The sequence below is a fragment of the Stutzerimonas nitrititolerans genome (genome assembly GCF_003696285.1).
In the GTDB taxonomy this organism is placed as follows: domain Bacteria; phylum Pseudomonadota; class Gammaproteobacteria; order Pseudomonadales; family Pseudomonadaceae; genus Stutzerimonas; species Stutzerimonas nitrititolerans.
In genome coordinates this window covers 182,036-194,733 of record NZ_RFFL01000001.1, presented here as the reverse complement: position 1 = coordinate 194,733, position 12,698 = coordinate 182,036, and the positions used below count along the sequence as shown (strand labels likewise).

General features: G+C 64.5%; 14 protein-coding genes. 5 read left to right on the top strand and 9 right to left on the bottom strand.

The window, feature by feature from the left end; all coding sequences use genetic code 11:
• Nucleotides 1-4: 4 nt before the first annotated feature.
• From EA795_RS00835 to EA795_RS00820, 4 genes are all read right to left on the bottom strand, one after another.
• Nucleotides 5-436, bottom strand: a complete 432-nt coding sequence (locus tag EA795_RS00835; protein WP_058077979.1) for an acyl-CoA thioesterase — start codon at nucleotides 434-436, stop codon at nucleotides 5-7.
• A gap of 37 nt (nucleotides 437-473) precedes the next feature.
• Nucleotides 474-1,637 carry an iron-containing alcohol dehydrogenase gene (locus tag EA795_RS00830; protein WP_122075034.1) on the bottom strand — a complete coding sequence of 388 codons (1,164 nt, stop codon included), beginning with the start codon at nucleotides 1,635-1,637 and terminating at the stop codon, nucleotides 474-476.
• A 138-nt stretch (nucleotides 1,638-1,775) separates the two neighbouring features.
• A complete protein-coding gene (locus tag EA795_RS00825) occupies nucleotides 1,776-3,566 on the bottom strand; it encodes an acyl-CoA dehydrogenase C-terminal domain-containing protein (protein WP_122075032.1) in 1,791 nt (596 codons plus the stop codon).
• A gap of 2 nt (nucleotides 3,567-3,568) precedes the next feature.
• Nucleotides 3,569-4,807, bottom strand: coding sequence for a 3-hydroxyacyl-CoA dehydrogenase (locus EA795_RS00820; protein WP_122075030.1), 1,239 nt, complete (start codon nucleotides 4,805-4,807; stop codon nucleotides 3,569-3,571).
• A 103-nt stretch (nucleotides 4,808-4,910) separates the two neighbouring features.
• Here EA795_RS00820 and EA795_RS00815 point away from each other — a divergent pair, with 103 nt between their 5' ends.
• The 4 genes from EA795_RS00815 to EA795_RS00800 all read left to right on the top strand — a co-directional run bounded on the left by EA795_RS00815 (nucleotide 4,911) and on the right by EA795_RS00800 (nucleotide 8,043).
• Entirely contained in the window at nucleotides 4,911-5,810 is a 900-nt protein-coding gene (locus EA795_RS00815; RefSeq protein WP_122075028.1) for a LysR family transcriptional regulator, read from the top strand.
• Nucleotides 5,811-6,183: 373 nt separating this feature from the next.
• Nucleotides 6,184-6,690 (top strand): hypothetical protein, encoded by a 507-nt coding sequence (locus EA795_RS00810; RefSeq protein ID WP_122075026.1) that lies wholly within the window; start codon nucleotides 6,184-6,186, stop codon nucleotides 6,688-6,690.
• A gap of 9 nt (nucleotides 6,691-6,699) precedes the next feature.
• Complete coding sequence (locus tag EA795_RS00805; protein ID WP_014854517.1) at nucleotides 6,700-7,140, top strand: DUF421 domain-containing protein; 441 nt, start codon at nucleotides 6,700-6,702, stop codon at nucleotides 7,138-7,140.
• Between the two features lie 195 nt (nucleotides 7,141-7,335).
• Nucleotides 7,336-8,043, top strand: coding sequence for a succinate dehydrogenase iron-sulfur subunit (locus EA795_RS00800; RefSeq protein ID WP_122075024.1), 708 nt, complete (start codon nucleotides 7,336-7,338; stop codon nucleotides 8,041-8,043).
• Between the two features lie 73 nt (nucleotides 8,044-8,116).
• Here the strand turns inward: EA795_RS00800 and EA795_RS00795 are convergent, their stop codons facing one another.
• The 4 genes from EA795_RS00795 to EA795_RS00780 form a co-directional block, all read right to left on the bottom strand.
• Nucleotides 8,117-8,542 carry an HPF/RaiA family ribosome-associated protein gene (locus tag EA795_RS00795; RefSeq protein WP_014854519.1) on the bottom strand — a complete coding sequence of 142 codons (426 nt, stop codon included), beginning with the start codon at nucleotides 8,540-8,542 and terminating at the stop codon, nucleotides 8,117-8,119.
• Between the two features lie 93 nt (nucleotides 8,543-8,635).
• Complete coding sequence (locus EA795_RS00790) at nucleotides 8,636-9,220, bottom strand: Sbal_3080 family lipoprotein (protein ID WP_122075022.1); 585 nt, start codon at nucleotides 9,218-9,220, stop codon at nucleotides 8,636-8,638.
• A gap of 62 nt (nucleotides 9,221-9,282) precedes the next feature.
• Nucleotides 9,283-10,578: an NTP/NDP exchange transporter gene (locus EA795_RS00785; RefSeq protein WP_122075020.1), complete on the bottom strand. Its 1,296-nt coding sequence runs from the start codon at nucleotides 10,576-10,578 to the stop codon at nucleotides 9,283-9,285.
• 9 nt (nucleotides 10,579-10,587) lie between these two features.
• A complete protein-coding gene (locus EA795_RS00780; RefSeq protein WP_122075018.1) occupies nucleotides 10,588-11,508 on the bottom strand; it encodes an aldo/keto reductase in 921 nt (306 codons plus the stop codon).
• A 314-nt stretch (nucleotides 11,509-11,822) separates the two neighbouring features.
• Here EA795_RS00780 and EA795_RS21135 point away from each other — a divergent pair, with 314 nt between their 5' ends.
• Nucleotides 11,823-11,993 carry a hypothetical protein gene (locus EA795_RS21135; protein ID WP_170162200.1) on the top strand — a complete coding sequence of 57 codons (171 nt, stop codon included), beginning with the start codon at nucleotides 11,823-11,825 and terminating at the stop codon, nucleotides 11,991-11,993.
• 61 nt (nucleotides 11,994-12,054) lie between these two features.
• On the opposite strand, the gene EA795_RS00775 is transcribed toward EA795_RS21135, so the two are convergent.
• Complete coding sequence (locus EA795_RS00775; protein WP_014854522.1) at nucleotides 12,055-12,657, bottom strand: nitroreductase family protein; 603 nt, start codon at nucleotides 12,655-12,657, stop codon at nucleotides 12,055-12,057.
• Nucleotides 12,658-12,698 lie beyond the last annotated feature (41 nt).

Here is a 12,698-nt window from a genome sequence, read left to right as displayed (position 1 = left end):
GCCGCTAGCGCAACGCCTCCAGGGCCAGGCGCAGCGATGTGGGTATCGGCACCGGGCGGTTGCTGGCGCGCTCGACGAACACGTGCACCATCTTCCCCGCCGCGCAGGCCTGCGCCTCGCCCAGCCGGAAGATCGCCAGTTCGTACTGCACCGAGCTGTTGCCCAGCTTCGCCACCCGCAGACCCACTTCGATGATTTCCGGGTAGGCGATGGGGGCGAAGTAGTCGCATGCCGAACTGACCACGAAGCCGATCACCTCGCCGCCGTGAATGTCCAGACCGCCCTTCTCGATCAGGTAGATGTTCATCGCGCTGTCGAAAAAGCTGTAGTAGGTGACGTTGTTGACGTGGCCGTAGATGTCGTTGTCGTGCCAGCGCGTGGTGATCGGCTGGAAATGTCGGTAATCGGCACGCAGGTGCTGCGGTTGTTCGGCCATTCGGTTCGCTCCGTGATACGGCTCGTGAGGTGCTTGGTCAGTAAGCGGCGCGGTAGATGGCCAGTGCGTCGGCCTCGGTGACTTCGCGCGGGTTGTTCACCAGCAGGCGCTGCTGGAGCATCGCCTCCTTCGCCAGCTGCGGCAGCATGTCTTCCGGTACACCGGCGTCGCGCAGGCGGGTCGGCAGGCCCATACGTCCGCTCAACTCGCCCAGCTCCTCGATCAGTTGCTCGGCAAAGGTCGCCGGATCGGCGCTGCGCAGACGATCGCCCAGCACGATGGGTGCCAGCTCGCCATAGTGAGTGGTAGCCGCGCTGACGTTGAAGCGCAGCACATGCGGCAGCACCAGCGCGTTGGAAAGCCCGTGGGGAATATGGAAGTTGCCGCCCAGCGGATAGGCCAGCGCATGCACCGCCGCCACCGGCGCGTTGGCGAAGGCCTGCCCGGCGAGACAGGCGCCGAGCAGCATGGCCTGGCGTGCCTCGCGGTTACTGCCGTTGTGCACCGCTTCGTGCAGGTTGGCCGAGAGCAGGCGCAGCGCTTCGCGGGCCAGCAGGTCGGACAGCGGGTTCTTCTTCAGCGCGCTGGTGTAGGCCTCGATGGCGTGCACCATGGCGTCGATGCCGGTGGCGGCGGTCACCGCCGGCGGCAGACCGAGCGTCAGGTCGGCGTCGAGCAGCGCCAGGTCCGGCAACAACAGCGGCGAAACCACGCCCATCTTGGTGGTGGCGCCGGTGGTGACGATGGCGATCTGGGTGACCTCCGAGCCGGTGCCGGCGGTGGTCGGTACCTGGATCAGCGGCAGGCGCTGGCCCCTGGCATTGCCGACGCCGTAGATATCCGCCAGCGACTGCGTGCAATCGGGGTGCGCCAGCAATGCCACCAGCTTGGCGACGTCCATCGAGCTGCCGCCACCGAAACCGATGACCAAATCCGCCTTCACCGACTTCGCCTGTTCCACCGCCGCCAGCACGATGTTTTCCGGCGGGTCCGCCAGCACCTGGTCATAGATGGCGACGGGCAGGCCTTCGTGCTCGAAGCCTGGCAACACCTCATCGAGCAGGCCGAAACGGGTAATGCCCGAATCGGTCACCACCAGCACCGAGCGCGCCCCGCGCTCCTTGCACAGGCCGGCCAGACGCCGTGACGAGCCGGTTTCGCAGATCAACTGGGCGGTTGTGGCAAAACTGAACGGATGCATGGCGAAATCCTCGGGATAGGTATGGGGTTCTACAGATGATGAGTCCCGCTTCGCGAGCAAGCTCGCTCCTACAAACGGGGCACGATTCCCATCCTGTAGGAGCCAGCTTGCTGGCGAACAGCGGTTATGAAGCGCCCGTCAAAACGCAAAACTCTCCTCATCCAGCGCCATCAAACAACCCGCACCACCGAGAATCGCCTCGCGATGCGCACTGGCACGTGGCAGCACCCGGCGCAGGTAGAAATCCGCGCTGGCCAGCTTGGCCTGGTAGAAGGCCTCTTCTCCGGTGCCTGCGTCCAGCGCATCCTGGGCCTTCGCCGCCGCCTGCAGCCAGAAGCCGGCCAGCAGCACATAGGCCGAATACTGGAGGAAATCCACCGAGACCGCGCCGATCTCCTGGGGATCGCGCTGGGTCGCGGCGATGACCTCAGCGGTCAGCTCGCGCCATTCGCCGATGCGCGCCTGCACCCGGCTCGCCAGTTCACGCAGCGCAGGCTGATCGAGCTGGCCATCGCAGAGCTCGCTGAATTCGGCCTGCAACGCTGACAGCTCCACACCACCATCACCCAGCAGTTTGCGGCGGATGTAATCCAGCGCCTGAATGCCATTGGTGCCCTCGTAGAGCTGGGTGATGCGGCTGTCGCGCATCAGCTGTTCCATGCCCCATTCGCGGATATAGCCGTGGCCGCCGTAGATCTGCACGCCGAGGCTGGCCACTTCCTGGCCCATGTCGGTGAAGAACGCCTTGACGATGGGAATCAGCAGCGCCGCGCGCTTGCTCGCCGCCTTGCGGCAGCTCGGCTCGGGATGGCCGTGCTCCAGATCCAGCTGCCGCGCGCAGTAGGCCGCCAGCATGCGGCTACCCTCGACCAGGGTCTTCTGCGTCAGCAACATGCGCCGTACGTCCGGATGAACGATGATCGGGTCGGCCGGCTTGTCCGGGTATTGCGCACCCGCCAGCCCACGCGACTGAAGTCGCTCGCGGGCATAGGCGAGCGAACCCTGCCAGGCCTGTTCGGCGATGCCCAGCCCCTGCAGCCCAACCTGAAAACGCGCGTCGTTCATCATGGTGAACATGCAGGCCAGGCCCTGGTTGGGCTCGCCGACGATCCAGCCGGTGGCGCCGTCGAAATTCATCACGCAGGTGGCCGCGCCCTTGATGCCCATCTTGTGTTCGATGGCGCCGCAGGACAGCGCGTTGCGTACCCCCGGCGTGCCATCGGCATTAGCGATGAACTTGGGCACCAGCAGCAGGCTGATGCCCTTCACCCCAGCCGGCGCATCCGGCAGGCGCGCCAGCACCAGGTGCACGATGTTCTCGCTCATGTCGTGCTCGCCGCCGGAGATGAAGATCTTGCTGCCGCTGACCCGGTAGCTGCCGTCCGCCTGCGGTTCTGCCTTGGTGCGCAGCAGCGCCAAGTCGGTCCCCGCCTGCGGTTCGGTCAGGCACATGGTGCCGCTCCACTGGCCGCTGACCAGCTTCGCCAGATAGACATTCTTCAGTTCGTCGCTGCCGTGCTTGTACAGCGCCAGCACCGCGCCTTCGGTCAAGCCGGAATAAATGCGAAACGACAGCGACGCAGCCATCAGCATCTCGTGGAAGTTGCAGGCCACCAGTTGCGGAAAGCCCTGGCCGCCGTATTCGCTCGGCCCGGTCATGCTCGCCCAGCCGTTGTCGACGTACTGCTGGTAGGCCTCGACGAAGCCCTGCGGGGTTTTCACCTCGCCGTTCTCCAGGGTCACGCCTTCCTCGTCGCTGTTGCGATTGAGCGGGGCGATCTCGCCGCCGGTGTAGCGCGCGGCCTCTTCCAGCACGCCGTCGATCAGCTCACGATCGAGGCCGTTGCCCAGCAGTTCGCAGTGGGCCGTGGCATCGAACAGCTCGTGCAGCACGAAGCGCATGTCACGCAAGGGCGCCTTGTATTCCATGCTCAGGCCTCCTTCTTGTAGTCGACGAAGCGCCCGCCGAGGGTGGCCAAGCTGTCGATCAGCTCGGCCGGCTTCCAGTGCTCCCCATGGCGCTCGGCCAAGCCATTCAAGCGATCACGAATCGCCGGCAGGCCCTGGCGATCGGCCCAGGTCATCGGCCCGCCGACTTCCGCCGGGAAGCCGTAGCCGTTGAGGTAGACGGTGTCGATATCGGTACTGGATTCGGCCATGCCCTCTTCGAGAATCTTCGCGCCCTCGTTGACCAGCGCCAGCAGGCAGCGCTCGCGGATTTCTTCCTCGCTGATCTCCCGGCGCTGATAACCCAGGCGTTCGGACTCGCGCTGCACCAGCGCATCCACCTCGGGATCGTGCTCGGCCTGGCGGCTGCCCTCGGCGTAGCGGTAGTAGCCCACGCGCGATTTCTGGCCGAAGCGGCCCAGCTCGCAGAGGCGGTTGTCGATCTGCACCTCGGGCTGGTCCTGGCCCTCGCCGGCCAGTTCGCGGGCGCGCCATTCCAGGTCGATGCCGACCACGTCGTACATGCGGAACGGCCCCATGGCGAAGCCGAAGGCCTGCAGCGCGGCGTCTACCTGATGCGGGTAGGCACCTTCGAGCAGCATCGCCCGCGCCTCGCGCACGTAGGTCTTGAGCATGCGATTGCCGATGAAGCCCGGGCAGTTGCCGGCTACCACGCTGACCTTGCCCATGCGCTTGCCAAGTTCCTTGGCAGCCTCCAGCACGGCCTGGCTGGTTCGGGCACCGCGAACGATTTCCAGCAGCTTCATGATGTGCGCGGGGCTGAAGAAGTGCAGGCCCACCACCTGTTCCGGGCGCTGGGTGACCGCCGCGATGGCATCGATATCCAGCGCCGATGTGTTGCTGGCGAGAATGCCGCTCGGCTTAACGATGACGTCCAGCTCGCGGAAGATGTTCTGCTTCAGCTCCAAGTTTTCGTAAACCGCCTCGATCACCAGATCCACCTCAGCCAGCGCCTGGTAATCGGCTGCCTTGCTGATGCACGCGCGTCGCGCGGCGGCCTGCGCCTCGTCGATACGCCCTTGGCGCACGTTGTGTGCGTAGGTGTCGGCCACCACGCCCAGCGCCTGTTCGAGCATCTCCGGGTTGTTGTCCAGCCAGAGCACCTGCACACCGGCATTGGCCAGGCTCATGACAATACCGCGGCCCATGGTGCCGGCACCGATTACCGCGGCGCTCTGGATATCGAAGCGGGTTTGGCTCATTGCAGCAGTCCTCGTCGCAAGGCAGAAAAAATCAGAAGACCTACCTTAGATGAAGACGGTACTATTTTTGAAATTTAGTCTTGTGATGATTCAGATTCATTAGATGAATATCTACAACTTCGATCTCAACCTGCTTCGCGTGCTGGACGCCCTGCTGCGTGAACGCAACGTCTCCCGCGCCGCACAACGGCTGTCGCTCAGCCAGCCGGCGGTCAGCAATGCCCTCAATCGCCTGCGCGAACTGCTCGACGACCCGTTGCTGGTACGCGTCGGCCGCGCCATGCAGCCGACGCCGCGCGCGCTGAGCCTGGAAGCTCCGATCCGCGACGCGCTGCAACAGATCGAACACACGCTCAATGCCGGCGATTTCTTCGATCCCGCGACCAGCCGGCAGCGCTTCGCCATCGCCGTCACCGACTACGTCGAGCTGATCTGCATGCCGCCGCTGATGGCTCATCTGGCCAGAGTGGCGCCGGGGATTCAGCTGGCGATCGAGCACCTGAGCCCGACGCTGCCGATCGAGGCGCTGGATAACGGTGAACTGGATCTGGCGCTGGGCCGCTTCCTCGACGTGCCGACGCGTTTTCACCGCCGCCGCTGGGCCAGCGAGACGCTGCAGGTCGCGCTGCGCAAGAATCATCCGCTGGTGGGCGAGGGGCTGGATCTGGACGACTTCCTGCGCCTGCGCCACCTCTGGGTGCATGGCGGCCAGACGCGCGGCATGGTCGATCAGTGGCTGGAAGAGCAGGGCCTGAGCCGCGAAGTGGTCTACACCACGCCGAACTACCTGCAGGCGGCGCATATCGTCGCCAGCAGCGACCTCGCCGCCGTGCTGCCGACCCAGCTCGCACGGCATTTCGCCAGGCTGTTGCCGCTGCAACTGTTCGACCTGCCGTTCGATCTCGGCACCTTCCAGCTGGATATCGTCAGCGTCGCCCAGCGGGAAAAGGATGCGGCCTTGCAGTGGCTGATCGAGCAGATGGTGGCGGTTGCGCGGCACTGACGGCGCAGCGTTTTACTTTGCTCCAGACAGCAGAAAGCCCGCCGAAGCGGGCTTTCTCTGACCATTTCAGTTCCTTCTGAATTGCCTTCCTGGCTTGGCCGATCATCCTTGATCCCGAGCGCATCCTGCGCTTCAGAGCTGGGCATAGATTAAGTCTCCGGCCGGCCCAGCCAAAGCAGCGATAAGCGCGACGCCGTGTAAGCCTTTCGCCATAGCTGCGCGAATGAGCGCTTGTGCCCGTTTTCAGCGGATCGACGTGAATGCCTGCGCTATCCGCCGCCACAGCTGGCGTGCGCGCTGGGCGAATGAACTTCGCCGAGGTGGCCGGGCTCTACCTCTCTGCGCCTCCGCCGACTCCCAAGGAGCAGACGCCATGTCATCCGAAGACGAGCTCCTCGATCGGGATTACCCCATCCAGGAAGACATGCGCTTTCAGGAAAAGCTCTGGAAGCTGGAACGTGCCGGCTGGATTGCCCTGTCGCTGATCGTCGTGATCACCCTGCTGGGCGTGTTCGGCGCCGGCCCCCTGAGTCAGACCCATGCACAGTCCCCCGGTGGCGATCTGGATATCCGCTACCAACGCTTCGAGCGAAACGGCGCGGCCAGCCAGTTGCAGATCAAAGCCAAGGCCGGTAGCGGCGGCAAGGTTTGGCTGGCGATCGACGGGGCGCTGCTGGAACGCTTCATCGTCGAAAGCATTCACCCGCAACCCCTCGTCGCCGAAGCGTTCGGCAATGGCATGCGGCTGCAGTTTCAACCCGATGCGCAGGGCTGGGCGACGGCCTACCTCACGCTGCGCCCCGACGGCGTGGGCCCGGCGAAAAGCGTGGCGCGGCTGAACGGACAGTCGGTGACGCTTAGTCAGTTTATTTATCCCTAGGAGCGTGCCATGGACTCCGTGCTTCGCGCCGCGGCGATCTATCTGGTGGTGTTGGTGGTCTTTCGGCTGGCCGGCAGGCGCACGCTTTCAGAGCTGACCACCTTCGATTTCGTCCTGCTGCTGATCATCGGCGAGGCCACGCAGCAGGCGCTGCTCGGCGATGACTTCTCGATCGTCAACGCGATGGTGGTGATCGTGTCGCTGGTGGTCTTCGACATCGCCCTGTCGCTGCTGAAGAACAAGTCGCGCTGGCTCTCCAAACTGATCGATGGCGAGCCAATGATCATCGTCGAGCATGGCCAGGTGCTCGAACGCCGGATTCGCAAAGCCCGTATCGATGAAGGCGACATCCTCGAGGCGGCGCGGCATTCGCAGGGCCTCGAACGAATCGACCAGATCAAGTTCGCCATCCTGGAGAAGGACGGCAAGATCTCCATCATTCCTCGCTAGCGGCTGCACCCACGGGGCGCAGGGGTTACTTGCCCGCGCAGCGCGCCCGGCAACCACCGCCATCGACTCGCATCGATGCATCCTCCTGTCGCCAAGCGTGATCATTCCATTCGCTGATCTAAGCTGTAGCTGAATCGCTCCGAAGTGGACAGGAACAACCTGTCGTTTCTCCACCGCCCAAGGGGGGCCAGACGGATGCTCGACGTACAGCTGTATCGCTACAACGCAGAACGGGACGCCAAGCCCTACATGCAGTCGATGCAGGCGCCCGATGAGTTCCGCCAGCGCATGGTGCTGGACGTGCTGGAATATCTGCGCGAAACGGACCCGTCGCTGGCCTACCGCCGCTCCTGTCGCGAAGGCGTCTGTGGCTCGGATGGCATGAACATCGGCGGCAAGAACCGCCTGGCCTGCATCACGGCGGTCTACGACGCCCTGGATGGCGCGGGTCGTCTGATCATCCGGCCACTGCCCGGCATGCCGGTGGTACGCGACCTGGTTGTGGACCAGAGCCTGTTCTTCAAGCAGTACGAACGTATCAAGCCCTGGCTGATCAACGATCAGCCAGCACCGAGCATCGAGCGCCTGCAATCGCCCGCAGAGCGTGCCCGGCTCGATGGCCTGTACGAATGCATCCTCTGCGGCTGCTGTTCCTCGCAGTGTCCGTCCTGGTGGTGGAACCCGGAGAAATATATCGGCCCGGCCGGGTTGCTGCAGGCCTGGCGCTTCATCGTCGACAGTCGGGATACGGCAGCGGCCGAGCGCCTGGCGGATCTGGACGATCCCTTCAGCGTGTTCCGCTGCCGCAGCATCGGCAATTGCAGCTGGGTCTGCCCCAAGGGGCTCAATCCAATGGGCGCCATTGGTCATATTCGGCGCGAACTCCTGCAACAGGGAACCTGATGGCGTGGAGCAGCAATGCAGTATCAGGGCCTCAGGCGCCGAAATTGACTCATTGAACTAGCCACCCAGGCCATTAATCCTTGCCCCGTTCCTCCTGCCGGGCGAGGAATTCTTCCTGCAACAGGGCATCGGTAACCTGCCGTGGCTCTTCTTCCAGCAGCGGATCGTCCAGGTAGCCGCTGGCGACCACTTTCGCATCGAGCTTGCCCATCAGGTGTCCGATGGCGCTGTGCATTTTCTCGGCGGCTCCGTCGACCGCCAACTGCAACGACTCGGCCTTGTGCGTGACCGACAGCGGCTGATGGCCCTTGGGCCGTGCCTCGATCTGGCAACGCTTGTCGGCGGCACCGGCCTTCTGCGCGTTCTCGTCACCGACGTGGATTTCCACCCGCATCAGGAAATCCTCGAAACGCCCGAGCCGCTCCTGTACGGCGGCGCCGACCCACTCGTGGAGCTCGGCACTGCCTTCGATATGGTTGCTTCTCACCTGGACCTGCATTCGCTCTCACCTCTTTCGTGATACGCCTCAAGGTTCGAGGATGCGACCTGCACCGAGGTTCAGAATGATCGGACGAATCACCTCCATACGGGCCTATTCAGCCATCAGCTCGTGATAGCGCCGCTGATAGTCTTCGTACGATAGATTCTCACCCATCAGCCGGTCGAGTTGCTGCTGCCGGTAAGCGGCCTTGCTCAGGGGCGCCGAGCCGCCGGCAATCTCTGGTGCGGTACGGCCGAGGCTGGCTGCGCCATTGGGAAACAGCTGGTGCGTCAACTCGGCAATCTTGTCCTCGGCGCTGATGAACTTGTCCAGACGCCCGCCGCCCCAGCGCGCATCGTACTCCGCCTGACCGACCTGGCGACCCTGCTCGTAGACGCGGATATCGGCATGTTTCATATACAACGCCAGATCCCAGCCCCAGCGCCCGATGTAGGTGGTGGCGAGCGCACAGCGATCGGGGCTGCTGCCGGGCGCCATCAGACGGGTCCTGAAGCCTTTTTCCACCAGCGATGCCTGATAGGCGCTGGTGAATCCGGCGCGCAAGTTCAGCGCCGGAATCATGCAGATTTCCGGTGCCAGCTCGGCGGACAACGTGGCAGGGGTAACGGTCTGCTTGATGCTGCAGCCACTGATGGCAATGGCAGTGATGAGCGTGAACAGCGATGCGGCGCGCATGGCAACCTCCGTGTCGAAAAGGTAGCCGGCAGTTTGCCATTATTTGCTTTCGCACAGGCGCTTTAATGCGCATCCTGCCGGCTCGCCTGCCGATCCGCCCGACCGCCCAGATACCAGCCGAGCGCGCCCCAGACTGCCGCGCAGCCGGCTCCCACCAGCGCGATCAGCAGCGTGCCCTGGCCAAGCATGTCCAGCAGCGCCTTGGCCCAGCCGCTGAGCGCATCGCCGCCGCGATAAACCACTGTGTCGATGAAATTCTTCGCCTTGTATTTGCTCTCGGCATCCAGCGGCGCGAAGAGCATTTCGCGACCCGGTCGGACGAAGGCGTACTCGCCGATGCGTCGCACGATCATCACCGCCGCCAGAACGGCGAAGGTCGGCGCCAGCGCCAGGCCGATGAAACCCAGACACACCATCCCCGGCACCGCCGCCAGCAGCACCCGCACCCCGAGGCGCTGGGCGATATGGCCGGTGATGAACAGCTGCGACAACAGCGCGCCGGCCTGCACCACGAAGTCGATGGCACCGAAGACCCGCACCTGCTCGGCGCGGTCGGGAAACAGCCCGGCCACCAGCCGCGCCTGCTCGAAGTAGAGAAAGGTGCTGGCAGTGGTCAGCAGCAGCACGAAGGCGGCGATTCCCAGCAGGTAGCTCGAACCCAGCACCCGCGTCAGTCCGCTGAACGGGTTGCCCCCCACGGGGCGGCGCGGGCTTTCCGCCCGCTCGGCACCGGGCCGACCGGCACCGGCCACGTCCCGCCAGGCCATCAGGTAATGCTTGAGCACCACCGCCAGGGCCAGCAGCAGCGCCGCCAGCAGCATCAGCCCGAACTGCCCGAGCGCACCCACCAGCAGCGCGCTCGCGGCGGGGCCGACCAGGCCGCCGACACTGGCGCCCGCGGCGATGAAGGCGAACAGCCGACGCGCCTGGGGCGCATCGAATACGTCGGCCATCAGGCTCCAGGCCACCGACACCACGAACAGGTTGTAGACCGAGATCCACACATAGAACACCCGCGCCAGCCAGACGCTGTCGTGCAGGCCGAAGAACAGCCCGGCGAACAGCAGCAGGTTGGCGCAGAAGAAGCCGTAGACCCAATCGATGTAATGGATACGCGCCACCCGCGAATTGAGCCAGGCGAACAGCGGTACCGCCACCAGCATGGCGACGAAGGTCGCGCTGAACAGCCACTGCAGGTTCTCCACGCCGCCCTGGATGCCCATGGACTCGCGGATCGGCCGCAGCATGAAGTAGCCGCTGAACAGGCAGAAGAACAGCCCGAAGCCGGCCAATGCCGCACGCAACTCGGCGGGACGGGCGTTGATCAGCGCGGCCAGGCGCAAGCGATGCTCGCCCACGGCACCGGCTCAACCGAAGGCGTCGACGATCAGCTGGCGCTGCCGCGCATCCGGCAGGCGGCCCTGCCCGGCCAGCAAGTTGTCGGCCATGTAGCGCGGCGTCGAGGTTGCGGGTATCACCGCTGTCACCGCCGGATCGGCGAGGATGAACTTGAGCAGCAGCTGCGCCCAGGACGTGGCATCGATCTCGGCAGCCCAGTCCGGTAGCGGCTGCTGCCGCACCCGGGCAAACGCCTGGCCGCGCAGAAAGGGTCGATTGATCAGCGTGGCGATGCCCTTGTCGGCGCAATACGGCAACAGCCGCCGTTCGGCATTGCGCTCGCCCACCGAGTAGTTGAACCGCACGAAGTCGATGTCCTGCTCTTTCTGCAGCACGGCCAGCAGATCGTCATGCGCCGATTCGAGGTAATGGGTGACGCCGATGTAGCGCACCCGTCCCTGCTCTTTCAGCTCGCGCAGCAGCTGCAGCTGGGTCGCGGTGTCCTGCAGGTTGTGCACCTGGATCAGGTCGATGTTCTCGCTTTGCAGGGCCTTGAAGCTGTCCTCGATCTGCCGCTCGCCGGCCGCCCTGCCGGTCGATGACACCTTGGTGGCGAGGAACAGCTTGCCTTCGGCATTGGCGCGCGCCTTCAGCTCGCCGGTAACCCGCTCCGCATTGCCGTAGCTGGGCGCGGTATCGATCAGCCGGGCATCGCCGGCGAGCAACAATCGCAGCACCTCCAGCAGGTCGCCCATCTCGGCGCCGTCGGGATCGACGTTAAAGGTACGTGAGGTGCCCAGGCCGATCACCGGTAGGGGCTCGCCGCTGGAAGGAATGGCGCGCCTGATCAGACTGTCGGCGGCGAATGACATGCCTGGGAGCAACGGGCCCAGCGCGGCCAGCGCGGCCATCGAAAGCGAGCCCTGCAGGAATTGGCGACGTGGGAACATGGGGCTGTCCTCCTGGGGTGGCAACGGCCACAGCGAGGACTGAGTATGGATGATGGTGCCGCACTCATCGCGCAGCGGACGAAAGGCAGTTTTTCGTGATGTTTCGACCGAGCGTCGGCAAGGTCGCGTCATGCTCAGGCGAGCCACTCGTGCGGCTGCTCGCCGTACCCGGCGTAACGGCTGCGCAACGCTGCGTGGCAATTGATCGCATCTCGGTGCTGGCATACTGCCATGCATGGAGCTAATTTCACGCGCTTTCGCCGCAGCGCTCTGCCCTGCCCCGATCGACCAAAGGCAACACCGGATCATCCAGCATGCCTCGAAAGCCATCCGCCCGCCCCGACGGCCGCCGAATCCGACATCAGGTGGCCTGCGCCGGCTACGCCATCGGCCTGCTGCTGATCTTTGCTTTCAGCCTCTACCTGCTGCCCCATGACACGGGAGTGGGCAAACTCCTGTTCAACTCCACTCCGGACGCAAGCTAGGGTCTGGTGACGCGCCACCCTCGTGCTTCGAGCCGCTGGTTTCAACGACTCACCCAGCACATCAGAAGCGGTCGCGGATGATCACTTCATCGAACGGCAGCTTGCCCACGCGCGGCTTGGGATCGACGGTGCGCTTGCCCACCGCCACCATCATGGCAATGACGTGGTTCTCCGGCAGGTTGATCAACTTGCCCACTGCCTCGAAATCGAAGCCGTCCATGGGGCAGGAATCCAGGCCCTTGCCGCGTGCCGCCAGCATCAGCGTCTGCGCCATCAGGCCGCAGCTGCGCATGGTTTCGTCGCGCTGCACCTGCGGCTTGTCGCGGTAGTAGGTGTCGATGGCGCCGGCCATGTAGTCCTGCACCTCGCTGGGCGTGCCTTCCCAGACACGACGAACGTTCTTCTCCCAGCTGTCCAGTTGCGCACAGACCACCACCAGCATCGAGGCGTCGGTCATCTGCGCCTGGTTCCAGCCCACCTGGCGGATCTGCGCACGCAACGCCGGATCGGACACTTCCACCAGCCTCACGTGCTGCAGGTTGAACGCCGAAGGCGCCAGCAGCGCGAGGCGCAGCAATTCGTCCTTCTCTTCACGGCTGAGCTGGAAACTGCTGTCGTAGGCCTTTACCGCGCGGCGGCTCTGGATGGCTTCGTCGATATGCATGAAACGGACTCCGAGTTGAATCAAAGGTCGCCATGCTATGC

Excerpts from the sequence above, each read along its gene's own strand:
- EA795_RS00835 (WP_058077979.1), bottom strand. The coding sequence starts at position 436 with ATGGCCGAACAACCGCAGCACCTGCGTGCCGATTACCGACATTTCCAG.
- EA795_RS00830 (WP_122075034.1), bottom strand. The coding sequence starts at position 1,637 with ATGCATCCGTTCAGTTTTGCCACAACCGCCCAGTTGATCTGCGAAACC.
- EA795_RS00825 (WP_122075032.1), bottom strand. The coding sequence starts at position 3,566 with ATGGAATACAAGGCGCCCTTGCGTGACATGCGCTTCGTGCTGCACGAG.
- EA795_RS00820 (WP_122075030.1), bottom strand. The coding sequence starts at position 4,807 with ATGAGCCAAACCCGCTTCGATATCCAGAGCGCCGCGGTAATCGGTGCC.
- EA795_RS00815 (WP_122075028.1), top strand. The coding sequence starts at position 4,911 with ATGAATATCTACAACTTCGATCTCAACCTGCTTCGCGTGCTGGACGCC.
- EA795_RS00810 (WP_122075026.1), top strand. The coding sequence starts at position 6,184 with ATGTCATCCGAAGACGAGCTCCTCGATCGGGATTACCCCATCCAGGAA.
- EA795_RS00805 (WP_014854517.1), top strand. The coding sequence starts at position 6,700 with ATGGACTCCGTGCTTCGCGCCGCGGCGATCTATCTGGTGGTGTTGGTG.
- EA795_RS00800 (WP_122075024.1), top strand. The coding sequence starts at position 7,336 with ATGCTCGACGTACAGCTGTATCGCTACAACGCAGAACGGGACGCCAAG.
- EA795_RS00795 (WP_014854519.1), bottom strand. The coding sequence starts at position 8,542 with ATGCAGGTCCAGGTGAGAAGCAACCATATCGAAGGCAGTGCCGAGCTC.
- EA795_RS00790 (WP_122075022.1), bottom strand. The coding sequence starts at position 9,220 with ATGCGCGCCGCATCGCTGTTCACGCTCATCACTGCCATTGCCATCAGT.
- EA795_RS00780 (WP_122075018.1), bottom strand. The coding sequence starts at position 11,508 with ATGTTCCCACGTCGCCAATTCCTGCAGGGCTCGCTTTCGATGGCCGCG.
- EA795_RS21135 (WP_170162200.1), top strand. The coding sequence starts at position 11,823 with ATGCCTCGAAAGCCATCCGCCCGCCCCGACGGCCGCCGAATCCGACAT.
- EA795_RS00775 (WP_014854522.1), bottom strand. The coding sequence starts at position 12,657 with ATGCATATCGACGAAGCCATCCAGAGCCGCCGCGCGGTAAAGGCCTAC.